This window comes from Pumilibacter intestinalis (assembly GCF_943193005.1).
Lineage (GTDB): Bacteria > Bacillota > Clostridia > Christensenellales > Pumilibacteraceae > Pumilibacter > Pumilibacter intestinalis.
In genome coordinates, this window is record NZ_CALPCH010000006.1 from 1 (window position 1) to 25,724 (window position 25,724).

At 48.4% G+C, this 25,724-nt stretch carries 26 protein-coding genes; 13 read left to right on the plus strand and 13 right to left on the minus strand.

Annotated elements, in window-relative coordinates:
• Positions 1-521: 521 nt before the first annotated feature.
• The 3 genes from NFR55_RS04000 (at position 522) to NFR55_RS04010 (ending at position 4,544) form a co-directional block, all read left to right on the plus strand.
• Complete coding sequence (locus NFR55_RS04000; protein WP_251546489.1) at positions 522-1,274, plus strand: N-acetyltransferase; 753 nt, start codon at positions 522-524, stop codon at positions 1,272-1,274.
• Positions 1,275-1,499: 225 nt separating this feature from the next.
• Complete coding sequence (locus NFR55_RS04005; RefSeq protein ID WP_251546491.1) at positions 1,500-2,474, plus strand: ankyrin repeat domain-containing protein; 975 nt, start codon at positions 1,500-1,502, stop codon at positions 2,472-2,474.
• 18 nt (positions 2,475-2,492) lie between these two features.
• Positions 2,493-4,544, plus strand: coding sequence for an ankyrin repeat domain-containing protein (locus NFR55_RS04010; RefSeq protein ID WP_251546493.1), 2,052 nt, complete (start codon positions 2,493-2,495; stop codon positions 4,542-4,544).
• Positions 4,545-4,570: 26 nt separating this feature from the next.
• Here NFR55_RS04010 and NFR55_RS04015 read toward each other — a convergent pair whose 3' ends face one another.
• From NFR55_RS04015 to NFR55_RS04035, 5 genes are all read right to left on the minus strand, one after another.
• Positions 4,571-5,404 (minus strand): MBL fold metallo-hydrolase, encoded by an 834-nt coding sequence (locus NFR55_RS04015; protein ID WP_251546495.1) that lies wholly within the window; start codon positions 5,402-5,404, stop codon positions 4,571-4,573.
• 148 nt (positions 5,405-5,552) lie between these two features.
• On the minus strand, positions 5,553-6,632 hold the full coding sequence (gene gap / locus NFR55_RS04020; RefSeq protein ID WP_251546496.1) for a type I glyceraldehyde-3-phosphate dehydrogenase: 1,080 nt from the start codon (positions 6,630-6,632) through the stop codon (positions 5,553-5,555).
• A 100-nt stretch (positions 6,633-6,732) separates the two neighbouring features.
• The gene (locus NFR55_RS04025; protein ID WP_251546498.1) at positions 6,733-7,413 is read right to left on the minus strand and encodes a hypothetical protein; all 681 of its coding nucleotides are present in this window, start codon (positions 7,411-7,413) and stop codon (positions 6,733-6,735) included.
• A complete protein-coding gene (locus NFR55_RS04030; RefSeq protein WP_251546500.1) occupies positions 7,410-7,949 on the minus strand; it encodes a YcxB family protein in 540 nt (179 codons plus the stop codon). Before NFR55_RS04030 ends, NFR55_RS04025 begins: the two co-directional genes overlap by 4 nt.
• A gap of 14 nt (positions 7,950-7,963) precedes the next feature.
• Positions 7,964-9,079, minus strand: a complete 1,116-nt coding sequence (locus tag NFR55_RS04035; protein WP_251546502.1) for an aminopeptidase — start codon at positions 9,077-9,079, stop codon at positions 7,964-7,966.
• Positions 9,080-9,242: 163 nt separating this feature from the next.
• Here NFR55_RS04035 and fba point away from each other — a divergent pair, with 163 nt between their 5' ends.
• Positions 9,243-10,172: a class II fructose-1,6-bisphosphate aldolase gene (fba, locus tag NFR55_RS04040; RefSeq protein WP_251546504.1), complete on the plus strand. Its 930-nt coding sequence runs from the start codon at positions 9,243-9,245 to the stop codon at positions 10,170-10,172.
• A gap of 13 nt (positions 10,173-10,185) precedes the next feature.
• Here fba and NFR55_RS04045 read toward each other — a convergent pair whose 3' ends face one another.
• Together NFR55_RS04045 and NFR55_RS04050 are read right to left on the minus strand one after the other, a co-directional pair.
• Positions 10,186-10,332, minus strand: a complete 147-nt coding sequence (locus NFR55_RS04045) for a hypothetical protein (protein ID WP_251546506.1) — start codon at positions 10,330-10,332, stop codon at positions 10,186-10,188.
• 367 nt (positions 10,333-10,699) lie between these two features.
• A complete protein-coding gene (locus tag NFR55_RS04050) occupies positions 10,700-11,383 on the minus strand; it encodes a hypothetical protein (protein ID WP_251546508.1) in 684 nt (227 codons plus the stop codon).
• A gap of 300 nt (positions 11,384-11,683) precedes the next feature.
• Between NFR55_RS04050 and NFR55_RS04055 the strand changes: the two genes are divergently transcribed.
• The 3 genes from NFR55_RS04055 (at position 11,684) to NFR55_RS04065 (ending at position 12,992) form a co-directional block, all read left to right on the plus strand.
• The gene (locus NFR55_RS04055; RefSeq protein ID WP_251546510.1) at positions 11,684-12,052 is read left to right on the plus strand and encodes a hypothetical protein; all 369 of its coding nucleotides are present in this window, start codon (positions 11,684-11,686) and stop codon (positions 12,050-12,052) included.
• Between the two features lie 62 nt (positions 12,053-12,114).
• Positions 12,115-12,480, plus strand: coding sequence for a hypothetical protein (locus NFR55_RS04060; protein WP_251546512.1), 366 nt, complete (start codon positions 12,115-12,117; stop codon positions 12,478-12,480).
• Between the two features lie 140 nt (positions 12,481-12,620).
• Positions 12,621-12,992, plus strand: coding sequence for a hypothetical protein (locus NFR55_RS04065; protein WP_251546515.1), 372 nt, complete (start codon positions 12,621-12,623; stop codon positions 12,990-12,992).
• 173 nt (positions 12,993-13,165) lie between these two features.
• On the opposite strand, the gene NFR55_RS04070 is transcribed toward NFR55_RS04065, so the two are convergent.
• Complete coding sequence (locus NFR55_RS04070) at positions 13,166-15,778, minus strand: valine--tRNA ligase (protein WP_251546527.1); 2,613 nt, start codon at positions 15,776-15,778, stop codon at positions 13,166-13,168.
• 161 nt (positions 15,779-15,939) lie between these two features.
• On the opposite strand from NFR55_RS04070, the gene NFR55_RS04075 reads away from it, so the two are divergent.
• Together NFR55_RS04075 and NFR55_RS04080 are read left to right on the plus strand one after the other, a co-directional pair.
• Positions 15,940-16,221 carry an ABC transporter substrate-binding protein gene (locus NFR55_RS04075; protein WP_251546529.1) on the plus strand — a complete coding sequence of 94 codons (282 nt, stop codon included), beginning with the start codon at positions 15,940-15,942 and terminating at the stop codon, positions 16,219-16,221.
• Between the two features lie 198 nt (positions 16,222-16,419).
• Positions 16,420-16,791, plus strand: a complete 372-nt coding sequence (locus NFR55_RS04080) for a hypothetical protein (RefSeq protein ID WP_251546531.1) — start codon at positions 16,420-16,422, stop codon at positions 16,789-16,791.
• Between the two features lie 9 nt (positions 16,792-16,800).
• Here NFR55_RS04080 and NFR55_RS04085 read toward each other — a convergent pair whose 3' ends face one another.
• Positions 16,801-17,010 carry a hypothetical protein gene (locus NFR55_RS04085; protein WP_251546533.1) on the minus strand — a complete coding sequence of 70 codons (210 nt, stop codon included), beginning with the start codon at positions 17,008-17,010 and terminating at the stop codon, positions 16,801-16,803.
• Between the two features lie 152 nt (positions 17,011-17,162).
• Between NFR55_RS04085 and NFR55_RS04090 the strand changes: the two genes are divergently transcribed.
• From NFR55_RS04090 to NFR55_RS04105, 4 genes are read left to right on the plus strand one after another with little or no spacing between them, the layout of a single operon-like run.
• Entirely contained in the window at positions 17,163-18,566 is a 1,404-nt protein-coding gene (locus NFR55_RS04090) for a recombinase family protein (protein WP_251546535.1), read from the plus strand.
• Positions 18,567-18,615: 49 nt separating this feature from the next.
• Positions 18,616-19,332: an ABC transporter substrate-binding protein gene (locus NFR55_RS04095; protein ID WP_251546537.1), complete on the plus strand. Its 717-nt coding sequence runs from the start codon at positions 18,616-18,618 to the stop codon at positions 19,330-19,332.
• A gap of 17 nt (positions 19,333-19,349) precedes the next feature.
• Positions 19,350-20,099 carry an ABC transporter ATP-binding protein gene (locus NFR55_RS04100; protein ID WP_251546540.1) on the plus strand — a complete coding sequence of 250 codons (750 nt, stop codon included), beginning with the start codon at positions 19,350-19,352 and terminating at the stop codon, positions 20,097-20,099.
• On the plus strand, positions 20,096-20,890 hold the full coding sequence (locus tag NFR55_RS04105; protein ID WP_251546570.1) for an ABC transporter permease: 795 nt from the start codon (positions 20,096-20,098) through the stop codon (positions 20,888-20,890). The genes NFR55_RS04100 and NFR55_RS04105 overlap by 4 nt, the downstream gene beginning before the upstream one ends.
• A gap of 64 nt (positions 20,891-20,954) precedes the next feature.
• Here NFR55_RS04105 and NFR55_RS04110 read toward each other — a convergent pair whose 3' ends face one another.
• The 4 genes from NFR55_RS04110 to NFR55_RS04125 all read right to left on the minus strand — a co-directional run bounded on the left by NFR55_RS04110 (position 20,955) and on the right by NFR55_RS04125 (position 25,722).
• Positions 20,955-22,019 (minus strand): hypothetical protein, encoded by a 1,065-nt coding sequence (locus NFR55_RS04110; protein ID WP_251546572.1) that lies wholly within the window; start codon positions 22,017-22,019, stop codon positions 20,955-20,957.
• A gap of 155 nt (positions 22,020-22,174) precedes the next feature.
• Complete coding sequence (locus NFR55_RS04115) at positions 22,175-22,906, minus strand: HD domain-containing protein (RefSeq protein ID WP_251546574.1); 732 nt, start codon at positions 22,904-22,906, stop codon at positions 22,175-22,177.
• A gap of 342 nt (positions 22,907-23,248) precedes the next feature.
• The gene (locus tag NFR55_RS04120) at positions 23,249-24,052 is read right to left on the minus strand and encodes a hypothetical protein (protein ID WP_251546576.1); all 804 of its coding nucleotides are present in this window, start codon (positions 24,050-24,052) and stop codon (positions 23,249-23,251) included.
• 17 nt (positions 24,053-24,069) lie between these two features.
• Positions 24,070-25,722: a tetratricopeptide repeat protein gene (locus tag NFR55_RS04125; RefSeq protein WP_251546578.1), complete on the minus strand. Its 1,653-nt coding sequence runs from the start codon at positions 25,720-25,722 to the stop codon at positions 24,070-24,072.
• Positions 25,723-25,724 lie beyond the last annotated feature (2 nt).

Sequence of the window (25,724 nt, forward strand, 5' to 3'; positions counted from 1 at the left end):
GAACAGTACCGGCACGGAACATTTTGTATCCAATCAACTCGGACAAAATTCGTTTTAGGTTTCTTCCGCTCCACCATAAAAAAGCAGGGTTTTATCCCTGCTTTTTTTGTGGTGAAACTATGTGGAAATGAGAAATTTTGAGTCGTAGGCGATAGTTCGCGGTGGCGACAAATACAGCCGCAATTCGCTTTGTGCGCCACACTCGCCACCAAGGGAGCGACAGCGACCGCCTCTCCCCTTAGCTCCACCATTTTCGTTAAAGGTTGAACACATAAAGTGTGCAACCTTTTTTATTTTCAATTTTCGCGGAAAGCCTGCGCGCGAACCCCGATTTTTCGTTGCCGCTTTGCTTTTTCGGCTGTTTCTCAGTTTTGTTTGTTGTGTTTAGTCGGTTCGTAGCGAGCCGCTTGTTTTATCAAGCACCCGCCACAGTGCCATTATACTTTAAGCGCAGTTATATAGTTGAAAATGCCGTTTATTTGTGATATAATATAAATATCTTAAAAGGCGGTTTAATCGAAATGGAATATATAAAACTCACTCTTGAAAATTTAGATAAAGAACATATCTGTTGCGCTATCTCAAACAATAAAGATATTCAAGTAACGAGCAAAAAAGCGTGGCTATCCGAAAGACTTAAAGACGGTTTGGTGTTTTTGAAATCTACCGAGCGTGGTAAATGCTTTATCGAGTATATACCCGCCGAAAACGCTTGGTGTCCTATCGAAGCGGACGGCTATATGCACATAAACTGTTTTTGGGTTTCGGGTTCGTTCAAGGGACACGGCTATGCTAACGATTTATTAAACGCTTGTATTGCCGATGCAAAAGCGCAAGGCAAGAACGGCATAACCGTTATATCTTCACCGAATAAAATGCCGTTTTTATCAGACCCGAAATATCTCGCCTATAAAGGTTTTTCGGTAGCGGACAAAGCCGAGCCGTTTTTTACATTACTGTATATGCCTTTTGACGATAATGCACCCGTTCCGAAATTCAAAGACAGCGCAAAAACGCCGCAAATAGATAAGCAAGGTTTCATAGTTTATTATTCGCACGGTTGTCCGTTCACGGCTAAATATATTCCGATAGTCGAGCAAGTTGCGAAAGAAAAAGGCATACCGTTTGAAAGCGTGTTGTTAGACAGTAAAGAAAAGGCGCAAAAAGCACCTATGGCGTGGACAAATTATGCCGTATTTTACAATGGGCAATATGTATCCAATGAAATTCTTAACGAGAAAAAGTTTCTTGACCTTGTAGCACAGTTGGCTTGAATTATAAAATTCGTTTTACGTTACATATTCTCCACCATTTTCGTTAAAGAACGAACCGAACAGGTTCGTTCTTTTTATAAAACTATCAATTCACTATTCAACGCTTATACATAGCGGAAAATGTAAATTTTACGCCGACGGAGCAATTCTCCCAAACTTGACAAACCCGTTTGCAAGTTATATAATATTACGGTATAAAATCAGTCGAACACGGCGGAGGTAAAAATGGAACAACTTTTGCTTAAGGCATGTCAAAACGGACAAAAGGGCGTTGTTATCGCCTTTCTCAAAAAGGACGGCATAAACGTGGACGCGGTAGACGGCGCGGGACTTTCGCCTCTGCACTACACATGCAAAAAGGGCTATAAGGATATAGTAAAACTTTTGTTAGACAAGGGCGCGAACATAAACGCGATTTCCAACACGTCGGTGTCTCCCCTGCACTATGCCGCCGCGTCGGGCAACAAAGAGGTAATCAAACTTGCCGCAGACGGAGGCGCGGACGTTAACGCAACGGATAAAGACGGCAAAAACGCGCTCATGTACGCAATAGAGGCGAAAAAAGCAGAAGCCGCAAAATATCTGATAGAACTCGGCGCAGACGCGTCGGCGGCGGACAACGCCGGGCGCACCGCGTTAGACTACGCCAACGCTTACGGACTCGTTCAGCTCATAGGAAATATTTCCGCGGACGAGGCGGGCACTACCGACGCATACGGCAACACGCCGCTTCATCAGGCTTGTCACAATGGGCAAAGCGAAGTGGTGAAAGCCATGCTTGCGAGCGGCAAGTGCAATATAAACGCACGGAACGACGGTATGTTTACCCCGCTTTGCACCGCGGCGGAAGACGACAATTTATTGATTGCCGAGCTGCTGCTCGACGCGGGCGCGGACGCGAACATAAGCGGCGAAGAAGGCAACACGCCGCTACACTACGCCGCAAACAACGGCAACGAGCGGCTCGTTAAAAAGCTGATAGCGTGCGGCGCAAAGCTCGACGAGCGCAACGAAGACGGCGAAACCGCGCTCATACTCGCGGCGTACGGCGGCTACAACTACATAGCGGGCGCACTCATAGACGGCGGCGCGGACGTTACGGTTGCCGACCTTGACGGTCACACCGCGCTTTACTACGCCACGGAAGCAGGCTACAACGATATAGTGGAAAAGCTGATTACGGCGGGCGCGGAAAACTGACAAATTAAGGAGAAGATAATGGATATCAAGCAGCTTACCGAAAAACTTTCCAAATCGAGCACAAGTTATCAAGGTAAATACGTGCCCTGGTGGAGCAATCGGGAAAACGACTCCATGCACAGATACAACATATTTTCCAAGGAAGAAATCGAAGAAGCCGAAGACGCCGTTGCTTCCGCGGCAGACGATGAACTAACCTCACCCGTTTGCGCGTACAAATACACGCTGTTGCACTTGCTCGTGTGGCATAACTTTTACAATGCCGTAAAATCTATAGCAGAGCGCAAACTCGATATAGACTTAACCGACGGCGGCGGCAAGGGCGTAACTCCTTTGATGCTCGCGTGTTACCGCTCCAATCTCGAAATGGTAAAACTGCTTTTATCCGCGGGCGCGGACAAGAGCCGCACCGACTCCGAGGGCAGAACGTGTTGGCATTTTCTCTCGGGCACTCGCACGGAGCTTGTAGGCGATTTTTACAGCCGAAACGCAAGCAATCCTCAAGTTATCGAAATAGCAGATTTGCTCGGCGACAATTTCGACGCTCTCGACTCAAAGGGCTATTCTCCCCTTGCGTATCTCGTAAAGAGCAACGACAACGAAACTTCGAGCCGCTTGTTCCCCAAGCTCCTCGACATGGGCGCAAAAATAGACTACAAAGACGAGAACGACAATTCCCTGCTTTTAATCGCAATAAAGAACAACCACAACACGGTCGCGCTAAGCCTTGCGCACGAAAAATCGCTCGTGAACGAAGCGAACTCCGCGGGCGAAACGCCGTTGCAAGCGGCGAAAGATTTCAGAAAAGAAGGGCTTTGCATTGCGCTCAAGGAAAACGGCGCAAACGGCGAATGCGAATACACCCGCCTTCCCCTCTCCGAACTAAGCCGCATTACCTCAAACGCATTTGCATTTGATAAAGAAAACGACTGCCTTGCACCCGCTATGTTTTTAATGCAAAAACTAATAAACACAATAGACTCGGACGACGACGACGAAATCAGACATTTGGCAAACCTTCTTCCCGACGTTCTGCGTAAAGACGAAAGCGGTGCAATTCTCGATATGGTGCAAAAGGCGGGAATAAGTCTTACCGAAAAATACAGCAGCGGCGGGGTTTGGTGCTTGCGCGACAAGTGCTTTTCGTGGCGTGCGGGAATAGGCGCGATAAAAAAGCTCGTATCTATGGGCATAGATATAAACTCCGCCATAGCGGACGGCAAAACGCCCATACACATAATTGCCGCTCAATCCGGACCGAACTGTTTCGGAAACGAGAAATGCACGTATTTCGAAGAGGCGGCGCGGCTGTTCGACGGCGAGTCGGCAACCGTGCTCGATAACAGCGGCGTTTCGGCCATGCACGCCGCCGCATATTCGGGTCACGCGGAAATGCTCAAAGTAATGGCGGAACTCGGCGCGGACGTAAACGTAACGCAGGACGCGCCCGCGCAGGCGGGCAACACCCCGCTTCACTCGGCATGCGAAAGGTTTCAAGCGAACGCGGTAAAAACGCTTATGGAACTCGGCGCGGACGACTCGCTGAAAAACGTTAACGGTTTGACCGCGGCGCATATAGTCGCCAACAAAAAATCTTATTTCGGGGGCAACGACCGCGAGCGCATGGACAAAAACAGACTGAAAATACTCGAAACTCTCAAAACGCTCGACGAGCCGAACAACGACGGAATTACTCCGCTTATGCTCCTGCAATTCGAAAATCTGAATTTCTTGGTTGCCGCGCAACAAATACTGCTCAGTCGCGGAGTCGACGTAAACCGCAAGGACTCGCGCGGCAGAACGGCTCTTATTTTAGCTACCGACAATCACTGTTACAAAGACGCCGTAAAAGAGCTTATACGCGCGGGCGCGGAACTCAACGCCGCCGACCAAAAAGGCAAAACCGCGTTGCATTACGCGCTCGCTTACGGCTCGCAAGACGTTGCGAGATTTCTTATCAAAAAGGGCGCGGACTACAACCGCGCCGACAACGGCGGCGTAACCCCAGTTTCCCTCGCCGCCGAAAAGGGTTACGACACCGTACTCGAACTCATGACCGATATCAAATAGGCTACAATGCAATTGGTTTTTTAGGCTTAGAATTTAATTCGGTAACCGTCGTACGATACCTCTATCCCGCTGCCCGCGAAAATCTTTTCCACGTATTCGTGAGTGCCTGTGTGGTTGTGCGTAATGTGCGTTATTATAAATTTCGATGATTTATCGCACGCGCCCGAGGATATCAAGTATTCTTTGAGCTTTTTGTTTTCGTCGTGGTTCATGTGCCCTTTGTAGTAGCTGTCGCCCATTGTCGCGTCCATTACCACGCAGTCGAATTTCTTTCCGTAATTATTTATAAAGTCAAGCGTTTCTTCGTACGGATATCCGCTGTCTACCAAATACAACAACGCTTTCTCGCCGTCGTCTATTATGTAATTGAGACTGTCTTCTTCGAACGCGTGGCATGCCTTAATCGGCGTTATTTTGTATTCGCCCGCGGTAAACGGCTCGAAGGCACGCACAACATGCAACACTATGCTTTCGCGAATTTCCTTGCCTATGGGAAACAGCTCGAACGTGCCCTCGAATCGGCGTTTTACGTCCTTATTACCGTATATATTCAACTTTTCCGCCGCCATATTGTGCGCGAAGCCGCCGCCGCGCGTGTCGAGTATTTCGGGCACGTAGTGGTCGGCGTGCGTGTGGGTTATGAGCAAGTGCTCCACATGCCCCAAACCAAACCCGTGCGCCAAGCAATGGGCGTGAGTAGCCGCGGGCAAATCGATAAGCAATTTTCCGTCTATAAGCGTTTGGCTGAGCGAGCGCAAACTCTTGCCGCCCGCTTTCCTCGCCGCCTTGCAATGGTCGCATTCGCAAAACAACGCGGGAAATCCCTCTCCGCCGCCGCTTCCGAGTATTTTAAGTTCCATAAAGTTCCCTCCGCATGTTAACGTTCGAATATAATTATACTCTCCGATTATACCGTTTGTCAATGCTTTATTTCGGCGAATGACAAAGAACTTAAACAAAAAGCCCGCCTTTGAAGGACGGGCTTTTTGCGTTTGATTTTATCGCGAATTAAAGTTCGGCGAAATATTTTATGGTTCTAACCATTTGGCTGGTGTAGGAGTTCTCATTGTCGTACCAAGAAACAACCTGAACCTGGAAGAGGTCGTCGCCCACTTTGGACACCATGGTTTGGGTAGCGTCGAACAACGAGCCGTATTTCATGCCGATAACGTCGCTGGAAACGATGGGGTCTTCGTTGTAACCGAAGGAAGCGGAAGCCGCCTTCTTCATTGCGGCGTTGATGCCCTCTTTGGTAACGTCTTTGCCCTTAACAACGGCGGTAAGTATGGTGGTGGAACCGGTGGGCACGGGCACGCGCTGAGCCGAGCCGATAAGTTTGCCGTTAAGCTCGGGTATAACGAGACCTATAGCCTTTGCCGCTCCCGTGGAGTTGGGAACTATGTTGGCTGCGCCTGCGCGGGCACGGCGCATATCGCCTTTGCGGTGCGGTCCGTCGAGTATCATCTGGTCGCCGGTGTAAGCGTGAATGGTGCTCATTATGCCGGACTGAACGGGCGCGTAGTCGTTGAGAGCTTTAGCCATGGGCGCAAGGCAGTTGGTGGTGCACGAAGCAGCCGAAATTACCTGGTCGTCTTTGGTAAGAGTGTTCTCGTTAACGCTGAAAACAATGGTTTTAAGGTCGTTGCCTGCGGGCGCGGAGATGATAACTTTCTTTGCGCCTGCGGTGATGTGAGCCATGGATTTCTCTTTGGAGCAGTAGAAACCGGTGCACTCGAGCACAACGTCTACTCCGAGTTTGCCCCAAGGCAGGTCTTGCGCTTTGGGCATAGCGTATATGGTTATCTCCTTGCCGTCAACGGTAATGGAACCGGGAACTTTAACGGTTTTGCCGTCGGCTTCGAATACGGGTTCTTTAGACGATACGGTGTGCGTATTCTCGCCTATCTTGCCGCAGTAGCCGCCTTGAGCGGTATCGTACTTGAGCAGGTTTGCAAGCATAGCGGGGCTGGTAAGGTCGTTGATAGCTACTATCTCGTAACCTTTCGCGCCGAACATCTGACGGAACGCAAGGCGTCCTATCCTGCCGAAGCCGTTGATGCCGACTTTTACAACATCTTTGTTTGCCATATTGGGAAATCCTCCGAAGATTTTTTTATTGCGTATATATGATATACTTTTTTTGCTTTTTTTGCAAGCAAATCAGCGGTCTTTTTGCAAAAAACGGTTTTTAGTAAAGATTTAATTCTTTCAGCCGAGCCGCGACAGCCGCCTCGGGCGCGTTGTAACGCTCGGCGAGCGACTCGAGCACCGCAGGCAAATGCCTTTCTCCGTCTACCGTGGCGCGATTTACCCCGAATTGCGCGTAAAGCTCCGCAACCTGCCGCTTAAATCCGTTTTTGGGCAAAAGCAGTTTGAGCGCGAAACTCGCCGCGCCCTCCTCCGCTTCAATGAGCGCAAACGCCGAATTTATATTCGCGCTTACGTTGCGCTCGCTTTCCACCGACTCCAAGCCGAACGACAGTTGCCCGTTCTCCTGCTCCCCGTTTTTCACTCGGTAAAACAAATACTCGGCGCAAAGAATGGCGAGCGTAAAGTTATACAACGCGCCGTTACCGCTCTCTATAACGTCGCGTTCCACTATAGCCGACGGAGCGACGCAATCCGCAAAACCGCAACGGAGATATATCCGTTGCGGCTCGAAAACAGCCGTGCCGAGAATTTCGGTACAGTCGCCGGTTATGTATTCGCACATTATCTCCAGTCCCAAAAAGCGTGCAAAACGCTCCATAGACACCGCGCCGCCGTTTAGCGACGCGCGGTCGAACTTATACAAAATATAAGACGCCGTGTCTTCGGCAACGTATTTCGCGCCGAAATTCAGCTTTATATTTTGCGCAAAATCAATCATTTCGCGGCGTACAACCTCTTGAGATATTTGAATTTCTTGTTTCCGAGCTTATCGAGCAAAAAGAAATGCAATTCTCTGCGCGAACCCATGGTAAATCCTTTCGCGTCGAGAATGTAAGCCTGCGTTTTTCCTATAAAGAGGTAAAACGCTTCTTCGCGCTCCTCGGCTTTTAATATTGCGTCGTAAGATATCTGCGTGTCTTGCGCCGTTACGTACTTGCTCGACTCGTTTGCCATCATGCGGTCGGAAGCAAATCTGAATATCTGCGTGGTTTCGTTTTTGATTAGCGGCGAATTTTTGAGCGCGCGCTCTATCATGGCGCGGGTGAAAATCACGTAGAACACGGGAAGCGAAACGCCCACTATAATTACGGGCACGGAAAAAGGCATTCCCAAGTCTTTATCGAATAAGCACGCAATGCCTATGCCAATCAAAACCGCCATTAAAGCGAAAGCTATCCAAATGCGCTTCATTGCCTGCGTGCGGTTGTATTTACGCATGAGTTGCGCGCTCAAAATCGTTTTAACCTCTATCATTTCCTTTCCCCGCTTTATTTAAGATTTTCGGGATTTAAGCATTCGAGTTCGGGAAGAACGAACCTGCCGTCCTTTCTTATGAGCACGCCGTCGAACCAAATTTCGCCGCCGCCGTATTCGGGAGTTTGAATGAGCACCAAGTCCCAATGAACCGCGCTGTTGTTGCCGTTGAACGCGTCTTCGTAGCTCGCGCCGGGCGTAAAGTGAATAGAGCCGGAAATCTTTTCGTCGAAAAGTATATCACCCATGGGTTGCGTAACGAACGGATTAACGCCTATCGCAAACTCGCCCACGTAACGCGAGCCTTCGTCGGTGTCGAAAATGGCGTTGCACATTTCAGTGAAATTGCTCGTTGCTTCCACGATTTTGCCGTCTTTGAACACAAGGCGCACGTCTTCGAATTTAACGCCCTGTTGAATACTCGGCGCGTTATAATGTATTACGCCGTTTACGCTGTTGCGCACGGGCGCGGTGTAAACCTCGCCGTCGGGTATATTCATGTTGCCCGCGCACTTTATCGCGCCTATTCCCTTTATGGAAAAGCTGATATCGGTATCACGCGCAACGAGCCGCACTTTGTCGGTCTTGTCCATAAGTGCTTTGAGCGAGTTCATTGCCTTGTCCATTTTGGAATAGTCGAGGTTGCACACGTTAAAGTAAAAATCCTCGAATTTTTCGGTGGGCATGCCCGCAAGCTGAGCCATGGAGTCGTTGGGATAGCGAAGCACCACCCAGCGAGTTTTGCACACGCGAGTGTTGTGGTGCACGGGGTGACTGTAAAGCACGGCGTACTGCTCGGTCTGCGCACTCGGAACGTCGCTCGTTTCGAACGAGTTGAACGAGCCGCGCACTCCTATATAGCAATCCATATCCTGCATTCGGTAAATATCGTACTTGCACCAATTCTTGAAATATTCTTCGTTGCCGCCCATGAGCATTGCGCGGTGCACCTTGTTGTCGCGAATTTCCACAAAGGGCTGTCCGCCCGCTTCGAATACTTTCTTTACGAGTTCGGTAACTATTTGACTGTCGGTTTCAAACGCTTCTATGAGCACCTTGTCGCCTTTCTTCACTCTTACGGAATAATTTACGAGATTGCTCGCGAGTTTTTCCACTCTGGGGTCTAACATTATTATCTTCTCCTTTTGCAGTAAGCGCGTTGTTGCGTTTCCGTCTTCAATTCAATTATAGTACCCCGCCGAAAAAAAGTCAATTTATTTACGTGAATTCGATAGCCAAATTACACTATATATAGTATAATAGAGTCGCATTACATAAATCGGAGGTATTTTTATGCCATTAGTAAACACTAAGGAAATGTTCCGCAAAGCGTATGAGGGCGGTTACGCCATAGGCGCGTTCAACGTGAACAACATGGAGATGATACAGGGTATCGTGGAGGCAGGCAAAGAAGAAAACGCCCCCCTCATTCTTCAGGTTAGCTCCGGCGCGCGCAAATACGCAAATCCCCGCTACCTCAAGAAATTGGTTGAAGCCGCGGTGGAAGACAGCGGACTTCCCATCTGCTTGCATCTCGACCACGGAGACACCTACGAACTCTGCGTTTCGGCTATTGAGGACGGGTTCACTTCCGTTATGATAGACGCAAGCCACCACACTTTTGCCGAAAACATCAAAATCACCTCGCAAGTGGTTAAATACGCGCACGACCGCGGCGTTGTCGTGGAAGCCGAGCTCGGCAGACTCGCCGGCGTTGAAGACGACGTAAACGTATCCGACGCTAACGCTTGCTACACCGACCCCGACCAGGTTGAAGAATTCGTAAGCAAAACGGGCGTGGACAGTCTCGCCATTGCAATCGGGACAAGCCACGGCGCGTTCAAATTCAAAGGCGACGCCCGCCTTCGTTTCGATATCCTCGAAGAGGTTGCCAAACGCCTTCCCAAGTTCCCCATTGTTCTCCACGGCGCGAGCAGCGTTTTGCCCGAATACGTGCAGATAATACAGGCGAACGGCGGCTCTATGCCCGGCGCAAAAGGCGTTCCCGAGGATATGCTCAGAAAAGCCGCAAGCATGGCAGTATGCAAGATAAACATAGATTCCGACCTTCGCATGGCGTTTACCGCGGCGGTAAGAAAGCACTTTAACGAAAACCCCGCTCATTTCGACCCCCGCCAGTACCTCGCCCCCGCTCGCGAAATGATAAAACAGTGCGTTAAACACAAACTCGTAAACGTACTCGGCTGCAACGGCAAAGCCTAAAAACAATATATAACTAAATAAAAAACACCGCGTACAAATCGGCTACGCGGTGTTTTTGTGTGTTATGTATTACAAACAGCTTTACCGTAAACAACGCGGCTATAAATACCGCTCCGCGTCTTTGCCGTTTCTTGCTTTTCCCGAATTTATAATTCTCCATGCCAATTCATCCTTATCTACACTTTCTTGCATTATCGTTATATAATACATGTGTCGAATGTCAAATACCCTTTGGAAAATTCATACAAAAAAATACGCCCAAATATTGAGCGCATTTGTACGGGTTTGATGAATGAGATTGCCACGGGCATAAATGCCCTCGCAATGACGGGTTTGGTGATACATGTCATTGCGAGCGAGTGAAACGAGCGTGGCAATCCCCAACATGGAACACGTACAGCGGCTGTGCCTTTTCTCTCGGCTGAGATTGCCGCGTCGGGCTACGCCCTCCTCGCAATGACGTGCAGACCGTATGAGATTGCCCTTCTTGATACTTTTATACATCATTCTCTCCTCCGTACTGATTTTTATAAATCGAATTGATATGAATAAATAAATGGGTAAATAGCTATGGCGTACACATCGTCACACACATTTGGCACATATTCGAATTCTTTCATAGATACAAGATTTAAGTATTTATCCCCTCTTTTTACCGCAGGAATATATCCCGGAAATCTATCTTGTTTTACATATAAAAAATATCTTTTTTCCTCATCAATATTTGCTGCTTTGAAATGACTGTCGGTATAAGTTTTGCAATTACCATTCTCATCCATTTCCAATTCCACTTTTATATTATCCTCAAAAAAGTATCGCTCCCACGGTTCGCTCGCATCATCAGATAATCTGTCTTGCGTATACATACCGTATGTTGCACAGCCAAACGATACTCCGCCGTTTGCGTTTATTTCTACATATACAAATCCGGTAGGCTCGAATTCCACCAAAAAATACTTGAATTCGTCGTTTTCGTCATATAACTTGAAAAGCTCGTAGCCGTCGTACTTTCCCGTTTTTATATACTTTTCTTCCACCCTTTCCGACACTCTTTGTACGTGCTCTTCTTCGGTGTAATAGTTTGCCGGATGATTTATGGGAATACACCCGCTAAAAGTTATTACGCACAGTATCACCGTAAACAGCGCGGATATAAACACCGCTCCGCGTCTTTGCCGTTTCTTGCTTGCGCCGACTTTTACTTTTACCATACAAATCCCTCCTTGAAATAAAAAAGCGCAAAAGTAAATAAACCGATTTACTCTTGCGTTAATTAACCAACCGTTTTCATAACGGATACCTCCATAATCTTGTTAAAAACGAACGCTGCTCTTTGTGCCCTGAATCAGCTCCTTTTAGGGTAATTTTTCTTATATATTGATTTTAGCACACGTTCCAAACTTTGTCAATACCCTTTTGAAAAAACATTCCCTTTTCTCTATTATACGGTTTGTAGTAAAATGTTTTCAGCCGCAGATAGCGGAAATAAAACCTATAAGGAGAAAAACAAAATGACAAACTTTACCCAACCAACCGTGAACGAGGACGAGTTCAACTACTACCTGCCCAAAATCAAAAAGTTTTTGATTGAGGAATGCGAATTCGAAACACGACCGTTCTATGTAATTCGCAACCTCACTATTCTCATTGCGAGAAACATGAGCGCGAACAATCTGAAAATCGCGAACGAGTACACAGCCGTTACGGGCGACAAAATGAAAGGCAACTCCCTGCGGGTTATGCTCACCAAGTTTTTGAAAGAAAACCACAAAATCATAAGAGCGGCGGCGAAAAAAACTCATTGTTATAACTTGCAAAGCCAATTCCGCGGAGTCAAATCTTTTATAGACGATATTTCTTTTATGTTCTATTCCGAATAACGGCAGATTAGTTGTAATTACCCTAAAACAGCGTAAATAAACAAAAAAAGGAGATTATGAAAATGTTAAACAGCAACCTTCCTACCGAGAGCGAAATCAGCTCTTTCTTACCGCAAATCAAAAAGTTTTTGATTGAGGAATGCGAATTCGAAACACGACCGTTCTATGTAATTCGCAACCTCACTATTCTCATTGCGAGAAACATGAGCGCGAAAGACAATCCCAAACTCGCAAACGAGTATACCGCCGTTACGGGCAGCAAGAAAAAAGGCGACTCTTTGCGAGTCATGCTCACAAAGTTCTTGAACGAGAACTACGAAATCATAAAAGCAGCGGCTTGCAAATATCACACGTGCACTTTGAGAAAAGACTTTAAAGGAGTCAAGAATTTCATCGACGAAATCTCTCTTATGTTCTTCTCCGAGTAATACGGATAAGAACCAAACAAAAAAATACCTACTCTTATAGATATGTTTTATATTTCCCGCAAAATTCAATCGTTTGCGTTCTTTCATTTTTCGTGATATAATGATTGTGCGATAAACAGTAATTTAGCGGAGAGCGTCTAATGAAAAGAAAAACAGCTTTTATCGTTGAAATCGTAAAAATAATTATTAATTGTGCAATCGTTCCGTTGTATTTCATAAAGTTTTTTTGTGATGAAGCTGTATTGCCGGGCTATAATGAAAACGGCGAGCAGATTATTGGTAGGTATTATTATTATTACAGCATTTTCGATAAAATCAACAGAGATGGAATTGCGTATCTGCTGTGGTGTGCTATTGCAATAATAATCGCATCAATTACGCTCTCAATTTTGCGTATGACGGTGAAAGAGAGTAAAGCACTCAAAATAGCAAGCCACATAGTCTTTGGTGTTGCAATAATTTTGTTCTTTGTCTTGTTATTTATTGCAGGTAATATAAGATACGGATATTAAATTTATTTGATATATAAATTTCAATTTATCGTTATTAAAATGTATAGTTAAAAGCTCTCAAACAAATTTGTTTGAGAGCTTTTTATAATCGTATGTCTGTTCCCTATGGGGAGTGCGCATTAAGGCAGACCGAGAATTAAGCTATCGTAGGGGGTGTTGCGGGCTTAACCTGTTTACACATTTTTCATTTCGTCGATTGCAGACAAAATTTTCTTTTTAAGCTCGGCATATTTCTCGGCTTTGGCTTTTTCCTCGTCTATTAGTTTGGCGGGAGCTTTCGCCGTAAAGCCTGCGTTGTTGAGCTTGCCGAGAGCACGGGCAAGTTCGGACTCGCACGTTTCGAGTTCTTTATTGAGCCGCTCGAGTTCCGCCGCGGGGTTAACGAGTTCGTCCATGGGAATGTATATCTCCGCCCAAGGCGTGGCGACGGTGGCGCACTTTCCGCTCGGCTTGCCGAACGTAACGCTGTTGCCGCCCGCGAGTTTTTCCATATATCCCGCGCCCGCTTTAAGCAACTTTTCGTTGCCCTCGGCGGGAACTATATACAACGCCGTGCGCTTGTTCGAGGGCACTTTCATGTCCGCGCGGAGCGTGCGTATGCGAGTTATCATTTCCATTACCGCGTCCATTTGCTTTTTTGCGGCGGCGTATCTCGGCGCACCCGAAGGATACTCGCTTACCATAATGCTTTCGGTTGCGTTTTGAGGCAGGTTTTGATATATCTCCTCGGTTACGAACGGCACTATGGGGTGCAACAACTGCAATATGTTGCGAAGAACGTGCACGAGAACGCTCACCGCGTCAGAGCGCACTCCCCTGTCGGTGCTATACAGACGAGTCTTGCTAAGCTCTATATACCAATCGCAAAAATCGCTCCAGGTAAAATCGTAGAGCGCGGAAGCGCAAAGCCCCACCTCGTATTTGTCCATATATTTCACGCAGGTTTTTATTACGTCGTCGAGCTTTGTGAGTATCCACTTGTCGGCAAGCGTGAGTTTCACCTTTTCGAGCGCAAGCACGTCGGCGTTTTCGAGATTAAGCACGGTAAAACGCGCGGCGTTCCACAACTTGTTCATAAAGTTGCGATACCCCTCGAGCTTTTCGGACGAAAAGCGAATATCGCCGCCCGCCGATATGCCGCACACGAGCGACATTCTCAGTGCGTCCGCCCCGTGCGTTTCTATGATTTCGAGCGGGTCGACGCCGTTTCCGAGCGACTTGCTCATTTTGCGCCCCTGCGAGTCGCGCACTATGCCGTGTATAAGCACTTTGTGAAAAGGTATTTTTCCCGTATGCTCGAGCCCCGAGAATATCATGCGGGCAACCCAAAAGAATATTATATCGTATGCGGTCACGAGCACGTCGGTGGGATAAAAATAGTCGAGGTCGGCGGTTTTGTCGGGATATCCGAGCGTGGAGAACGGCCAAAGCGCGGAACTGAACCAGGTGTCGAGCACGTCGTCGTCCTGACGAACTTTGCCGCCGCAGTGCGGGCACGCCGAAATATCCTCTTTGCTAACCGTCATTTCGCCGCAACCGTCGCAGTAAAACGCGGGTATGCGGTGTCCCCACCAAAGCTGACGGCTAATGCACCAATCGCGGATATTCTCCATCCAGTGCAAATATATCTTTTTGAAGCGTTCGGGCAAAAACTCTATGCTCTTATCGTTTACCACTTTTATGGCGGGCTCGGCGAGCGGTTTCATCTTCACGTACCACTGCCGCGAAACCATGGGCTCTATCACGGCGTGGCATCTGCTGCAATGCCCCACGTTGTTGTCGTGATTTTCGATTTTTACGAGCAGTCCCTCTTTCTCGAGGTCGGCAACCATTCTTTTGCGAGCCTCGAACCTGTCGAGCCCCGCATACGCGCCCGCGTTTTCCGCCATTGTGCCGTCGTTATTCATAACGCATATCGTTTCGAGTCCGTGGCGTTGCCCCACCTCGAAATCGTTGGGGTCGTGCGCCGGCGTTATCTTCACCGCGCCCGTGCCGAAATCGCTCTCAACGTATTCGTCGGCTATTACGGGTATCTTTCTGCCGGTGAGCGGCAACACGAGATTTTTGCCTATCACGGAAGCGTACCGCTTGTCTTTGGGATTTACCGCAACGGCAGTGTCGCCGAGCATGGTTTCGGGGCGCGTTGTGGCAACGGTAATATATCCGTCTTCGCCGTCGATTTTGTATTTTATGTGCCAAAGGTGCGAGGCGGCTTGCTCGTATTCCACCTCCACGTCCGATATAGCGGTTTTACAGCAAGGGCACCAATTGGTAATACGGTTGCCGCGGTAAATAAGCCCTTTATTATATAGATTAACGAACACCTCGCGAACGGCTCGGCTGCACTTTTCGTCCATGGTAAAAGCGAGCCTGTCCCAATCGCAGGAAAAGCCCATTTTTTTGAACTGCTTCACAATCCTGCCGCCGTACTTGTCTTTCCAAGCGTAAACGCGCTTAAGGAATTCTTCGCGCCCCAGCCCCTCTTTGGTAAGCCCCTCTTCGCGCAAAGTTTCCATAACTTTAACTTCGGTTGCCAAAGCGGCGTGGTCGGTGCCGGGAAGCCACAGCGTTTCGAAACCGCGCATGCGCTTATAGCGAATTATGGCGTCTTGAATGGTGTCGTCGAGCGCGTGCCCCACATGGAGCTGACCCGTCACGTTGGGCGGCGGTATAACTATGGTAAACGGCTTTTTGTTTTTATTCGGTTTTGCCGCGAAATACTTTTTCTTTTCCCAATCGGCGTAAATTCTGTCTTCGAAACTTTTAGGTTCGTAGGTCTTGTTCATTTTATATGCTCCGTAAATATTACACAAAATTATAACACTATCGGGCGAATAAATCAAGTTTTTTGCGCACCATACACACAATCCCGAGTTTAGGCATAGTATGAGATATAAATGCCGCGTCGTAGCGTGCGGCGTTTGTAAAAAAAGGAGAAAAACAAAAAATGAAGAAAACGAAAAGACTACTCGCAACTGTTTTGGGCGTACTTGTGCTATGCTTACCGATATTCGGTTGCGAACAAAGCGACAAGAAAGTAATCAGACTGAGCGAAGTGACGCATAGCATCTTCTATGCTCCGCTGTACGTAGCCATGAATAACGGCTATTTCGACGAATACGGCATAGAAATCAAGCTCAGCAACGGCGGAGGTTCAAATAACGTTATGACGGCTATCGCCTCCAAATCGGCGGATATCGGTCTTATGGGCCCCGAAGCTACGGTATAAAGCCCCGCCTCGAAAGCTACCTAAAGTTACCGAAAATTACTTATTATTACTTAAAGTTGCCGATTTCTTCTCAATAATGCAAAATCTTTCTATATTGTACGCGTTAATGCAATATTTTACATGCGGCAATAATTTATACCGAAGTGTTGTAAAATATAAATATAAAAAATGTAGAATTACGAAATAGGGAGAAGCATTATGTTGAATTCAAAAGAAACCGACAAAGACGAAGAGATAGAAAAAGAACTGCCGAACATCAAACACTTTTTGATTTTCGACTGCGGGTTTTCCAAATTCACCTTCGACGTTATCACCAATCTTACCAAACTCGTGGCGCGAAATTTGTTTCTCGGCGAACTTGTAATGACCGAAGAATACAAGTATCTCGCAAGAAACGAGAGCAAGGGCGATACTTTGCGCGTGAAACTCACCTACTATATCAAGAACAACTACGACGAGGTGAGAAACGAAATAATGAATAAATACGGTTACAAAATGGAGAAAGATTTCGAGGGCGTGAAAACTTTCGTTGAACACATCACCACCGTATACAGCATGACAATCTTTTAACCGCGCGATTTACTTTTCCTCTTGCAACTTTACGCGGCGCAGTTCCCGCTCGCATTTTACGTGAAAGTCGCGGTTGTCTTCCGCATTCACGGTAAACTTTTCGAGCATAAACTCCGCGTCGGTCATGGTTTTGCCGTCGGCGGTTACATGGGTGATTTTAGGCCGGATACGCTTTTTACGCATATTACCGTATATGCGCGGCGGCTTGCCCGAGTTCATAGGACCGTTACATTCACAAAACAGTTACAATCATAAAACCATTACATAAGATAACGGTCTATGCTTTTTTATTGGACTTTTGGCGCGAGTAGTTGTATAAAAAGGAAGGCATTGAAATTTATGGCAAAAACAAACAATAAACTTTCCGCCGTATGAGAGCGGCTTTGTACTGCAGAGTGTCCACCCTCGAGCAAGCAACCGAAGGGTATTCAATCGGAGTACAAAAGGAAAAACTCAAACATTACGCAACCGCTCAAAGTTACGAAATAGCGGGAATATATTCCGACGAGGGATTTTCGGGCAAGAACCTCGCCCGCCCCGAAATGGAGCGACTGCTTTGCGACGTTAAATCGGATAAAATAGACGTTGTGCTTATCTACAAGCTCGACAGACTTTCGCGCAAGGTAAAAGACGTGCTCGAACTGGTCGAGCTTTTCGATAAGTTCTCGGTGTCGCTCTACTCGCTCGGCGAAAATCTCGACCTGTCGTCCCCTTTCGGCAGAGCCGCGCTCAAGATGTCGGCAACCTTTTCCGAACTCGAGCGAGAAACCATAGTAGAGCGCATGGAAATGGGCAAACACGCCCGCGCCAAAAGCGGGAAATACACCTGCCCCGGCAAACCGCCTTTCGGCTACAAACTCAACAGGGAGCTTGACAGGCTGGAAATTGTGCAAAACGAAGCCGAGGCGATACGCGAAATGTTCGTTAAATATACCGAAGGCTGTTCGTTCAGAAAGTTGTACGAATATTGCAAACTCCGCTTCCCCGATATCAAATATTTTTCAAACCCCATGTGTTGCAAGCCGATTATAGAGCGGCCGCTTTATGCCGGCTATTTCAATCATTGCGGCGAACTCATAAAAGCGGTAAACTGCGAACCGATAATCTCTTACGAAACATATCTTAGGGCGCAAGAGGTTGTGGAGCGCAACCGCACCGTTCGCGAGCACGACAACACCCCCTACCTGCTCACAGGACTTATTACGTGCGGCGCGTGCGGCAGAGCCTTTTGCGGCAAGCGCAGAGAGCACAAATCTTGCGGCGAAACCAAATATACATACACCTCTTACGGATGCGCGGCTCGACTCAAATTCAATCCCGCCGAACACGGAAGCGCGCCCTGCCGAAACGAAATTTATCCCGCCGACGAATTGGAAAAACTAATAGAGCGAGCGGTTTGCAACCTCGAGTTCGCCGAGTTTGCGAGCTTAATTCACGGCTCCACACTCGCCGACGAACTGACGGCGCAAAACGCCGAACTTAAAAAGCAAAAGGAGCGAATGCTCGATTTATATCTAAGCGAGCAAATAGACAAAGACACCTACGCCGACAAATTCGAGGAACTCGACAAGAAAATACGAAAGAACGCTGCCGTTATAGAAAACGAGCGGCGTTTTGTTTCAAACGCGCCGCAAATTTCGATAAGCAAACTCAAAGCCATACATGCGGGCTTTGAGAGCGCGTCCAAAAAGCAAAAGCGCGAACTGCTCAAACTGCTCATAGAAAAAATAATTATAGACGGCGAAAGCGTTACTATTAAGTGGAACGTGAAATAGCTCTCACCTCTTTTTTGGGTCTTTTTACGAAGCAACGCTTTACTGCCATGTGGAAGGACAAAAAGACTACCCCGTTATATTCGGACAATTGACCCAGCGCGACGGCTCTTTTCTCGTAGCCAAAAATCCCGAGCCTAATTTCAAATGGTCGGACACCGAAGGCAAGCACATACTCGCGGGGCGTAAAGGCGGCATGCCGGCAATGACGCTCGAATACGTGATGAACCAAGCGGGCGTTGACACCTCTGGACCGAATTTCGACACCACGGTGCAATTCGACGTAATGGTGGGCGCGTTCGAGGGAAACAACGCGTGCGACTACTGCACCATGTTCGAGCCGACCGCCTCGGAATTTCAGGCGGCAGGCAAAGGCTACATCGTAGCGAGCGTAGGCGAAGCGAGCGGCTTTGTGCCGTATACCGCTTTCTCCGCCAAGAAAAGTTACATTGCGGATAACAAAGACACTGTAACCGACTTCTTGCGAGCCGTGATACGCGGATACAATTTCATGAAAGAGAACGACTCCGAAACGGTAGCCAAATCGCTCGAAAAATCGTTTGCCGGCACTACTCTTACATCTATAGCCGCGGCTGTGGAAAACTATCTCAAAATAGACGCATGGTGCCACAGCCCCGTTATGAAAGAAGAAGATTTCAATCTTTTGCAAGATATAATGACCAACGCGGGCAACTTAAGCGGCAGAGCGGATTTCTCTCTTGCCGTAGACAACTCGATTGCCGATATCGTAGCGGCGGAACTGCTTTAGCCGCAAAGGAGTCGGCTATGGAAATACTGAAGATTGACAACGTTTCGCTAATATATCAAACCGACGAAGCGGAAACCGAAGCTCTCAAAGACGTGAACTTAAGTATACAAGAAGGCGAATTCGTGGCGGTTATAGGTCCGAGCGGCTGCGGAAAAACCACAATACTCACGCTTATTTCCGGTCTTATGAAACCCACGAGCGGCAAAATATATCTCGACGGCGAGATTATAGACCGCCCCGTAGGCGACATAGGATACATGCTGCAACGCGACCACCTGTTCCCTTGGCGCACAATACTTTCAAACACACTGCTCGGGCCGGAACTGCAAAAAAAGAAAACTCCCGAGGCGGTGGAATACGCGAGCGGGCTCATAGACAAATACGGCTTGGGCGAGTTCAAAAAAGCGTATCCCAATCAGCTCTCGGGCGGCATGAGGCAACGCGCGGCGTTAATTCGCACGCTCGCCTACCGCCCCAAAATACTGCTGCTCGACGAACCGTTTTCCGCGCTCGACTACCAAACGCGTCTTAAAGTATGCGACGACGTGCACGGAATAATCAAGTCCGAGAAAAAGACCGCCATACTCGTAACGCACGATATTTCCGAAGCGATTAGCCTTGCCGACAGGATAGTGGTGCTCACGCACCGCCCCGCAACCGTAAAGAAAATTTACGAACCGAAGCTATCCGGCTCGCCGCTCGCTCGGCGCGAAGACCAATCGTTTTCCCGGTGGTTCGACGTGATTTATAAGGACGTAAGCGTATGAAAAAGACTTTAACGCTCAGGGAGCGATATTTATCCGACAAACGCAAGAAAAAAATAAAGATAATAGCCCTGCAAATAGGGTTATTGATACTGTTTTTCGGGCTGTGGGAACTGCTCGCGCAAACCGAGGTGATAGACTCGTTTATCACAAGTTGCCCGTCGCGCATGTTCCGCACGCTCAAACTGCTCGTTAAGCAAGACCTTTTCAAACATCTCGGCATAACTCTTCTCGAGTGCATTTGCGGCTTTTTGATAGCAACCGTGCTCGGCACGATTATTGCAATACTGCTTTGGTGGTCGAAAACGCTCAGAAAGGTGCTCGAGCCGTATATAGTGGTGCTCAATTCCCTGCCCAAAATCGCGCTCGGACCGGTAATAATAATCTGGATGGGCGCGGGCTACGGCGCGATTATCGCCATGACGGTGCTTATCTGCATTATAGTTACCATAATGAGCGTGCTCGCGGGATTTATGGAGTGCGACGAAGACAAGATACTTTTAATGCGGGCAATGGGCGCAAACAAATTTCAGATACTGTTTAAGCTCTTGCTCCCCGCCTCCCTTCCCAATCTGATATCCGTACTCAAGATAAACGTGGGACTCAGTTGGGTAGGCGTTATAATGGGCGAATACCTCGTTTCGAGCGCGGGACTCGGTTACCTCATTATATACGGCGGGCAGGTTTTCAAACTCGACCTCGTTATGACAAGCACAATGATACTCTGTTTGCTCGCGGCTCTCATGTATCTCACCGTTGCTCTCATAGAAAAGCACGTAAAAAAATCGAGATAAACGCGATAAAAAAACAACGCAAAAGCGGCGGATAGTTCCGCCGCTTTTTACATGTATTTAATATTTATGTATTAAGTATACCCCCCCCCGTTGAACTTTTGTCAACAGATTGAACGCCCTTTCCGAAAATTTTTTTACGCGGTTTTGCCGCCTTGCACACGAACTTAATACACATAACTATGTATATCAATCCCACAACGCCCACGAGCGGATAGAAAAGCGAAACAACGCGCGTAAAGCCGAGAAAAGAGGTGACCGTGCCGGCTATGACAACCACTGCGGAATTGAATACTTTTCCGCCCGCCTTACCGCCGAGATACCCCACGAGTCCTCCCACCGCCGTGAGCATGGTTGTGAATATGCTTATTCCCGTTACCGCCGCAAGCAGAACGTAAAGCCACTTGCCCGCGCCCGCCGAAATTTCGAGTATGGGCATTTCCGCCGAATAGTTACCCGTGCAATTGAGTGCGGTTATGATTAGCGCGAGCAAAGCGGTTATGCTCGCCGCGGCTATCGCGCTCGAAAGCACTATCTGCTTGCGGGTCAGTTTGCCCAAAGTGGTAAGCACGGTGGAGGCGAGCATCATGTTCATGCTCACGTACATTGCCGCTATGGGAAATATGCGCATGCGAAACATGCCGAGCGACGCATCCATTACCTCCGTGCCGAACGACGCGAAACACACTGCGGCGAGCACGGCTATTATAACGGGCACGACTATAAAGTTGCAATCGAGCATACCGCTCACGCCCTTAGAGGCGATAACCGCGCACAACACGGCAGCCGCCGCTCCGAACACGGGAAAGGGCACGAACGGTTTTAATAGACTGTTTAATCCCGCTATCATGGCGGACAAAACGATTAGATTGTTTACAAGCAAAAAAATATCCGCCGCAAAATGGTATTTGCCGAGCAGAACGGAATTTATTTTATCGAAACTTTTTTCGCCTATTCGCGAGCCTATGGAAAGAAAGAGCATGCAAACGAAAAAGATGCTCACGCCGCACACGGGCGCAACAACTATCGAAACGCCGCTTCCGAAAAACGACACTATTTCCCGTCCCGAGCAAAAGCCCGCGCCGATTACCGTGCCCACAATAAGCATGGCTATAGAAAAAATCCTGCGCATACTTATGTGTATGTTCCGCAGGATTGAAATATGTACTTGTCATTGCGAGCGAGCTATGCGAGCGCGGCAATCTCCTACATGGAACAAGTACAGCTACTGTTACTTTCTAATGCACGAGATTGCTTCGCTTTGCTCGCAATGACATACTTTTGCCGCTATTCCTCGCTTACCTCTTTTTCGCTTGCCGAAAGAGCGGGTTCGGCGGCAATCTTTTTCTGCCTGTTTATTATCATGCCGTTTATCATAAGTTCGAACACGCACCCCAAAAACTCGGCGGCCTTTTCGCAAAGCATTATTCGCGTTAGATAAATCTGCATGTAATCCATGGTAGACGAAATATCGTCCATGAATATCACAAGCCTTATTTTGCGCTTTACCTTATCCACAACGAGGTAATTCTTTTTTATAGCCATATTCACCCTATCGTGAATATCCTCTGCGTTATACGTTTTTTTGCGCACGCGGCTGCGGTGAGCGTCCGACTTATCGGCGATTATGAGCGCGGCGGATATGGGGTTTACGGGCAGTCCGTTTTCTTCCTCGTGATTGCCTATCGCGCCTATTATGAGAGCTATTTCCGAAACGTCCATGTGCATGCGGCTGAGCGCGTCGTATGCGAGAGTCGCCCCCGTAAGCCCGTGGTGCTTGCGGTTTATGGAATTGCCTATATCGTGTATCCAGCCCGCTATCGCTCCGAGCTCCACCGTGCGTTCGTTGTAATCGAGTTCGGCGAGTATGTTGGCTGTGGTTTTGGATACGTAGCCCACGTGCCGAAGTCCGTGCTCGGTATAGCCCATATATTCGAGATTTGTATTAGCGCAATCTATAAGTTTGCGAAACTCGGTGTTCGCTCTTATCATATCGAGCGTTATAATTTTTCTCGCCATAAACTCACCTCCGTTAGCATTTGGTTTCTCATGTATGGGATTGCTTCGCTACGCTCGCAATGACAAGGTTGTACACGTCATTGCGAGGGTGCTTGCACCCGTGGCAATCTCAGGCATGAACAGGTACAGCTACTGTTACTTTCTATTGCAGGGGATTGCTTCGCTACGCTCGCAATGACAAGGCTCACCGCAATGACAAGGTTGTACACGTCATTGCGAGGGTGCTTGCACCCGTGGCAATCTCATGCATGGAACAGGTACCGCTACTGTTACTTTCTATTGCAGGGGATTGCTTCGCTACGCTCGCAATGACAAGGCTCACCGCAATGACGGATACACCGACTATTCTATGCTTTTCATAGCCCTATAATACGGGTCGTCGGTAAAATCGCGGGAGTCCTCCACTACGCCGCCCATTCTCTCTATGGCGTTCTTTATTTCCACATACTCCATGTAGTTGCAAGTGTCGAGCGCACGGTACAGCATCGCCGCGGCGCGTTCGTCGCCGTACTTGCCCATAAGTCCCGCGTAAAACGGCACGTTGTCGCCGCTCGAAAACAGCTCTTCCAAAAGCCTGAGCGTGCGGTCGTCGTGCTTGGCGTTAACGAGCACCTCGGCTATCATGCCCTTTTGCGCCATGTTCGCGTTAGGCACTGCGTTATACAGCTTGTCCGAAATTTCGTCGGCGTGCTCGCAAAGCACCTCTATGCCTATTTCGCGCAGTCCCTCGTCGGCGGTTTCGTCGCAAATCAAATCCGCGTAAACGTCGAGCGGGTGGCTCTCGTCCATTTCGGTGAGCAGGTTAGCCGCTATGGTTTTCGCCTTGACGCACTGCGACGTGCGGATTAAGTCGCGCAAGCCCTGCGCACATTCGCGCACCTCGGTTATTCTGTCTAACAGCAGTGAGCTGGGATTTTGCTCGCCCTCGCACGACGACGTCATGATTTTTATGAGGTCGGGCGCGTCTATGTTGTAGAAAAAGGCGTGCGGAGAAAGTCCGCTCAATTGCTCGAGCGGCTCGTTTGACCACTTTTCGTAAAGCTCGGGCATTTTGTCTTCGAGTTCGTCTTCGTTTTCGAGTTCGTCGCGGTGCGCTTCGTACCACTTTATAACGTATTCCTCGAAGTTTTTGTCAAAATCAAACATTGTATTTCTTCCTTTATTTATTTCTTGGCTTTCGCGGAGCTTTTTCGCCCCTCCGAAAGCTCTTTGTATTTCATATAAGTTTCTCTGTCCGCACCGAACATTTCGATACAGCTTTCGTCGCTGCCTATAATTTGTATCACTTTCATGCGCCCTACGAGCACAGCCGCCGCCGCGGTTTCGTCTACGTTCCGCACGCCCGAGAGCGCGGAGCACAGTTTATTAAACTCGTAGTTGAACTCCTTTTCAAACGCCTGACACCCCAGTAGCGCAATTACCGAATAGGCGTTCACGTATGCGTCGCGCATTTTCGCGCTCGCCTTAGCCGGCGGTCTGCCGTAGTGCGGGCGGCACACGTCGCGGCAGGTAACGAATATCGGGCGTTTCTTAAACCTCCGCATTGCTACGGGAAACATGATTTTTCTATCCGACTCCGAAAGCCCGGGGTCCATAAGGCAATCGCGTATATAGTTTTCGTAAAAAGGTATTTCGGCAACGAGGTCGCAAAGCAGTCGCTTGGAGTTTTCGCTCCCGAACTTAAACACCAACAAAACGCCCGTTACGAGCGAGGAGTCGCAAAGTTTTTGCTTTACGAGTTCCCTGTCGTTTTCGCAGGATGCGAGCACGTCGTTGAGGTCGGCGAGTATTTGCGTTTCCACCTCTTGCGGAATATCGCAAACGAGCGAAAAGTCGGTTTTGTCAGTACTGCGGGCTATGAGCGACGCAAACACTCTCACCGTAGCGTCGTACGGATAGAGTGCTTGCAACGTAACCATGATTTTACGCGCTTCGCGGTTGTCGCCGCTGTTGGAGAGAGCGATAGCGTAGCACAGCATGGGCATCTTTTGCGGCGAAACGCGCAAGAGCTTGCGCCCGTACTTTATAACCGACTCGGCGTTGCCCGTTATTGCGGATATGTTGACCATTCTCGCAAGGTTGGAAATATCGTCGTCCGATACCTCTATATCCTCAATAGCCGTAAGATATTGTTTCTCTCGCCCCAACTTGTAGAGCGCGAGCGCGGCGTTTATTTTGCTTTCGGTGTTGGGCGAAACCGAATTTGCGTACTCGGCGCACTCGAGAGCGCGGGCGTAGTCGCCGCCGTCGTTGTAAATCGTTGCAAGTTTAACGCAGGCGTCGGCATAAGCCGCGGTTTCTTTGGGAACGGTTTCGAACATCTGCGCGGCAAACTCGAGCTGACCTATATCCATGAGTTTCTTGCCGAGATTGTATATAGCGCGGTCGGGCGACGGCTCTACTCTGAAATCCTTTCTCGCCCTGAATTCGGCGGTGGTTTCTATAAAGTCGAGTTCGCGGCTGTATCCCTTTTTAGCCGCATAATCCATATAGTATTTATACGCTTCCTCTTTTTCGGTGGAGCTGAAAATATCTATGAGTCCGAGCACGCTGTCAAACGAGGTGTCGGGGTCGCAGTCGGTGAGCGTTTTGTAATACATGAGTTGCGCCTCTCTCATAAGATTGAGATTGCGGTAACAGCACGCCATTTCCACCGTCATAATGGAGTGGTAGCCGTCTTGCGACTCGTTGCACGCCAAAACGTACGCTTCTCTGAAACTCTTGAGAGCGTCGGTATAATTCTCGCTCTCGTAACTTGCTACGCCGCGAGTGTAATAATAGTCCATGTCAGGTTTGAATTTTACTATCGTACCCAATT

What these genes read in the sequence shown, in the direction of transcription:
- NFR55_RS04000 (WP_251546489.1), top strand. Translation starts at nt 522, where the DNA reads ATGGAATATATAAAACTCACTCTTGAAAATTTAGATAAAGAACATATC.
- NFR55_RS04005 (WP_251546491.1), top strand. Translation starts at nt 1,500, where the DNA reads ATGGAACAACTTTTGCTTAAGGCATGTCAAAACGGACAAAAGGGCGTT.
- NFR55_RS04010 (WP_251546493.1), top strand. Translation starts at nt 2,493, where the DNA reads ATGGATATCAAGCAGCTTACCGAAAAACTTTCCAAATCGAGCACAAGT.
- NFR55_RS04015 (WP_251546495.1), bottom strand. Translation starts at nt 5,404, where the DNA reads ATGGAACTTAAAATACTCGGAAGCGGCGGCGGAGAGGGATTTCCCGCG.
- gap (WP_251546496.1), bottom strand. Translation starts at nt 6,632, where the DNA reads ATGGCAAACAAAGATGTTGTAAAAGTCGGCATCAACGGCTTCGGCAGG.
- NFR55_RS04025 (WP_251546498.1), bottom strand. Translation starts at nt 7,413, where the DNA reads ATGATTGATTTTGCGCAAAATATAAAGCTGAATTTCGGCGCGAAATAC.
- NFR55_RS04030 (WP_251546500.1), bottom strand. Translation starts at nt 7,949, where the DNA reads ATGATAGAGGTTAAAACGATTTTGAGCGCGCAACTCATGCGTAAATAC.
- NFR55_RS04035 (WP_251546502.1), bottom strand. Translation starts at nt 9,079, where the DNA reads ATGTTAGACCCCAGAGTGGAAAAACTCGCGAGCAATCTCGTAAATTAT.
- fba (WP_251546504.1), top strand. Translation starts at nt 9,243, where the DNA reads ATGCCATTAGTAAACACTAAGGAAATGTTCCGCAAAGCGTATGAGGGC.
- NFR55_RS04045 (WP_251546506.1), bottom strand. Translation starts at nt 10,332, where the DNA reads ATGGAGAATTATAAATTCGGGAAAAGCAAGAAACGGCAAAGACGCGGA.
- NFR55_RS04050 (WP_251546508.1), bottom strand. Translation starts at nt 11,383, where the DNA reads ATGGTAAAAGTAAAAGTCGGCGCAAGCAAGAAACGGCAAAGACGCGGA.
- NFR55_RS04055 (WP_251546510.1), top strand. Translation starts at nt 11,684, where the DNA reads ATGACAAACTTTACCCAACCAACCGTGAACGAGGACGAGTTCAACTAC.
- NFR55_RS04060 (WP_251546512.1), top strand. Translation starts at nt 12,115, where the DNA reads ATGTTAAACAGCAACCTTCCTACCGAGAGCGAAATCAGCTCTTTCTTA.
- NFR55_RS04065 (WP_251546515.1), top strand. Translation starts at nt 12,621, where the DNA reads ATGAAAAGAAAAACAGCTTTTATCGTTGAAATCGTAAAAATAATTATT.
- NFR55_RS04070 (WP_251546527.1), bottom strand. Translation starts at nt 15,778, where the DNA reads ATGAACAAGACCTACGAACCTAAAAGTTTCGAAGACAGAATTTACGCC.
- NFR55_RS04075 (WP_251546529.1), top strand. Translation starts at nt 15,940, where the DNA reads ATGAAGAAAACGAAAAGACTACTCGCAACTGTTTTGGGCGTACTTGTG.
- NFR55_RS04080 (WP_251546531.1), top strand. Translation starts at nt 16,420, where the DNA reads ATGTTGAATTCAAAAGAAACCGACAAAGACGAAGAGATAGAAAAAGAA.
- NFR55_RS04085 (WP_251546533.1), bottom strand. Translation starts at nt 17,010, where the DNA reads ATGAACTCGGGCAAGCCGCCGCGCATATACGGTAATATGCGTAAAAAG.
- NFR55_RS04090 (WP_251546535.1), top strand. Translation starts at nt 17,163, where the DNA reads ATGAGAGCGGCTTTGTACTGCAGAGTGTCCACCCTCGAGCAAGCAACC.
- NFR55_RS04100 (WP_251546540.1), top strand. Translation starts at nt 19,350, where the DNA reads ATGGAAATACTGAAGATTGACAACGTTTCGCTAATATATCAAACCGAC.
- NFR55_RS04105 (WP_251546570.1), top strand. Translation starts at nt 20,096, where the DNA reads ATGAAAAAGACTTTAACGCTCAGGGAGCGATATTTATCCGACAAACGC.
- NFR55_RS04110 (WP_251546572.1), bottom strand. Translation starts at nt 22,019, where the DNA reads ATGCGCAGGATTTTTTCTATAGCCATGCTTATTGTGGGCACGGTAATC.
- NFR55_RS04115 (WP_251546574.1), bottom strand. Translation starts at nt 22,906, where the DNA reads ATGGCGAGAAAAATTATAACGCTCGATATGATAAGAGCGAACACCGAG.
- NFR55_RS04120 (WP_251546576.1), bottom strand. Translation starts at nt 24,052, where the DNA reads ATGTTTGATTTTGACAAAAACTTCGAGGAATACGTTATAAAGTGGTAC.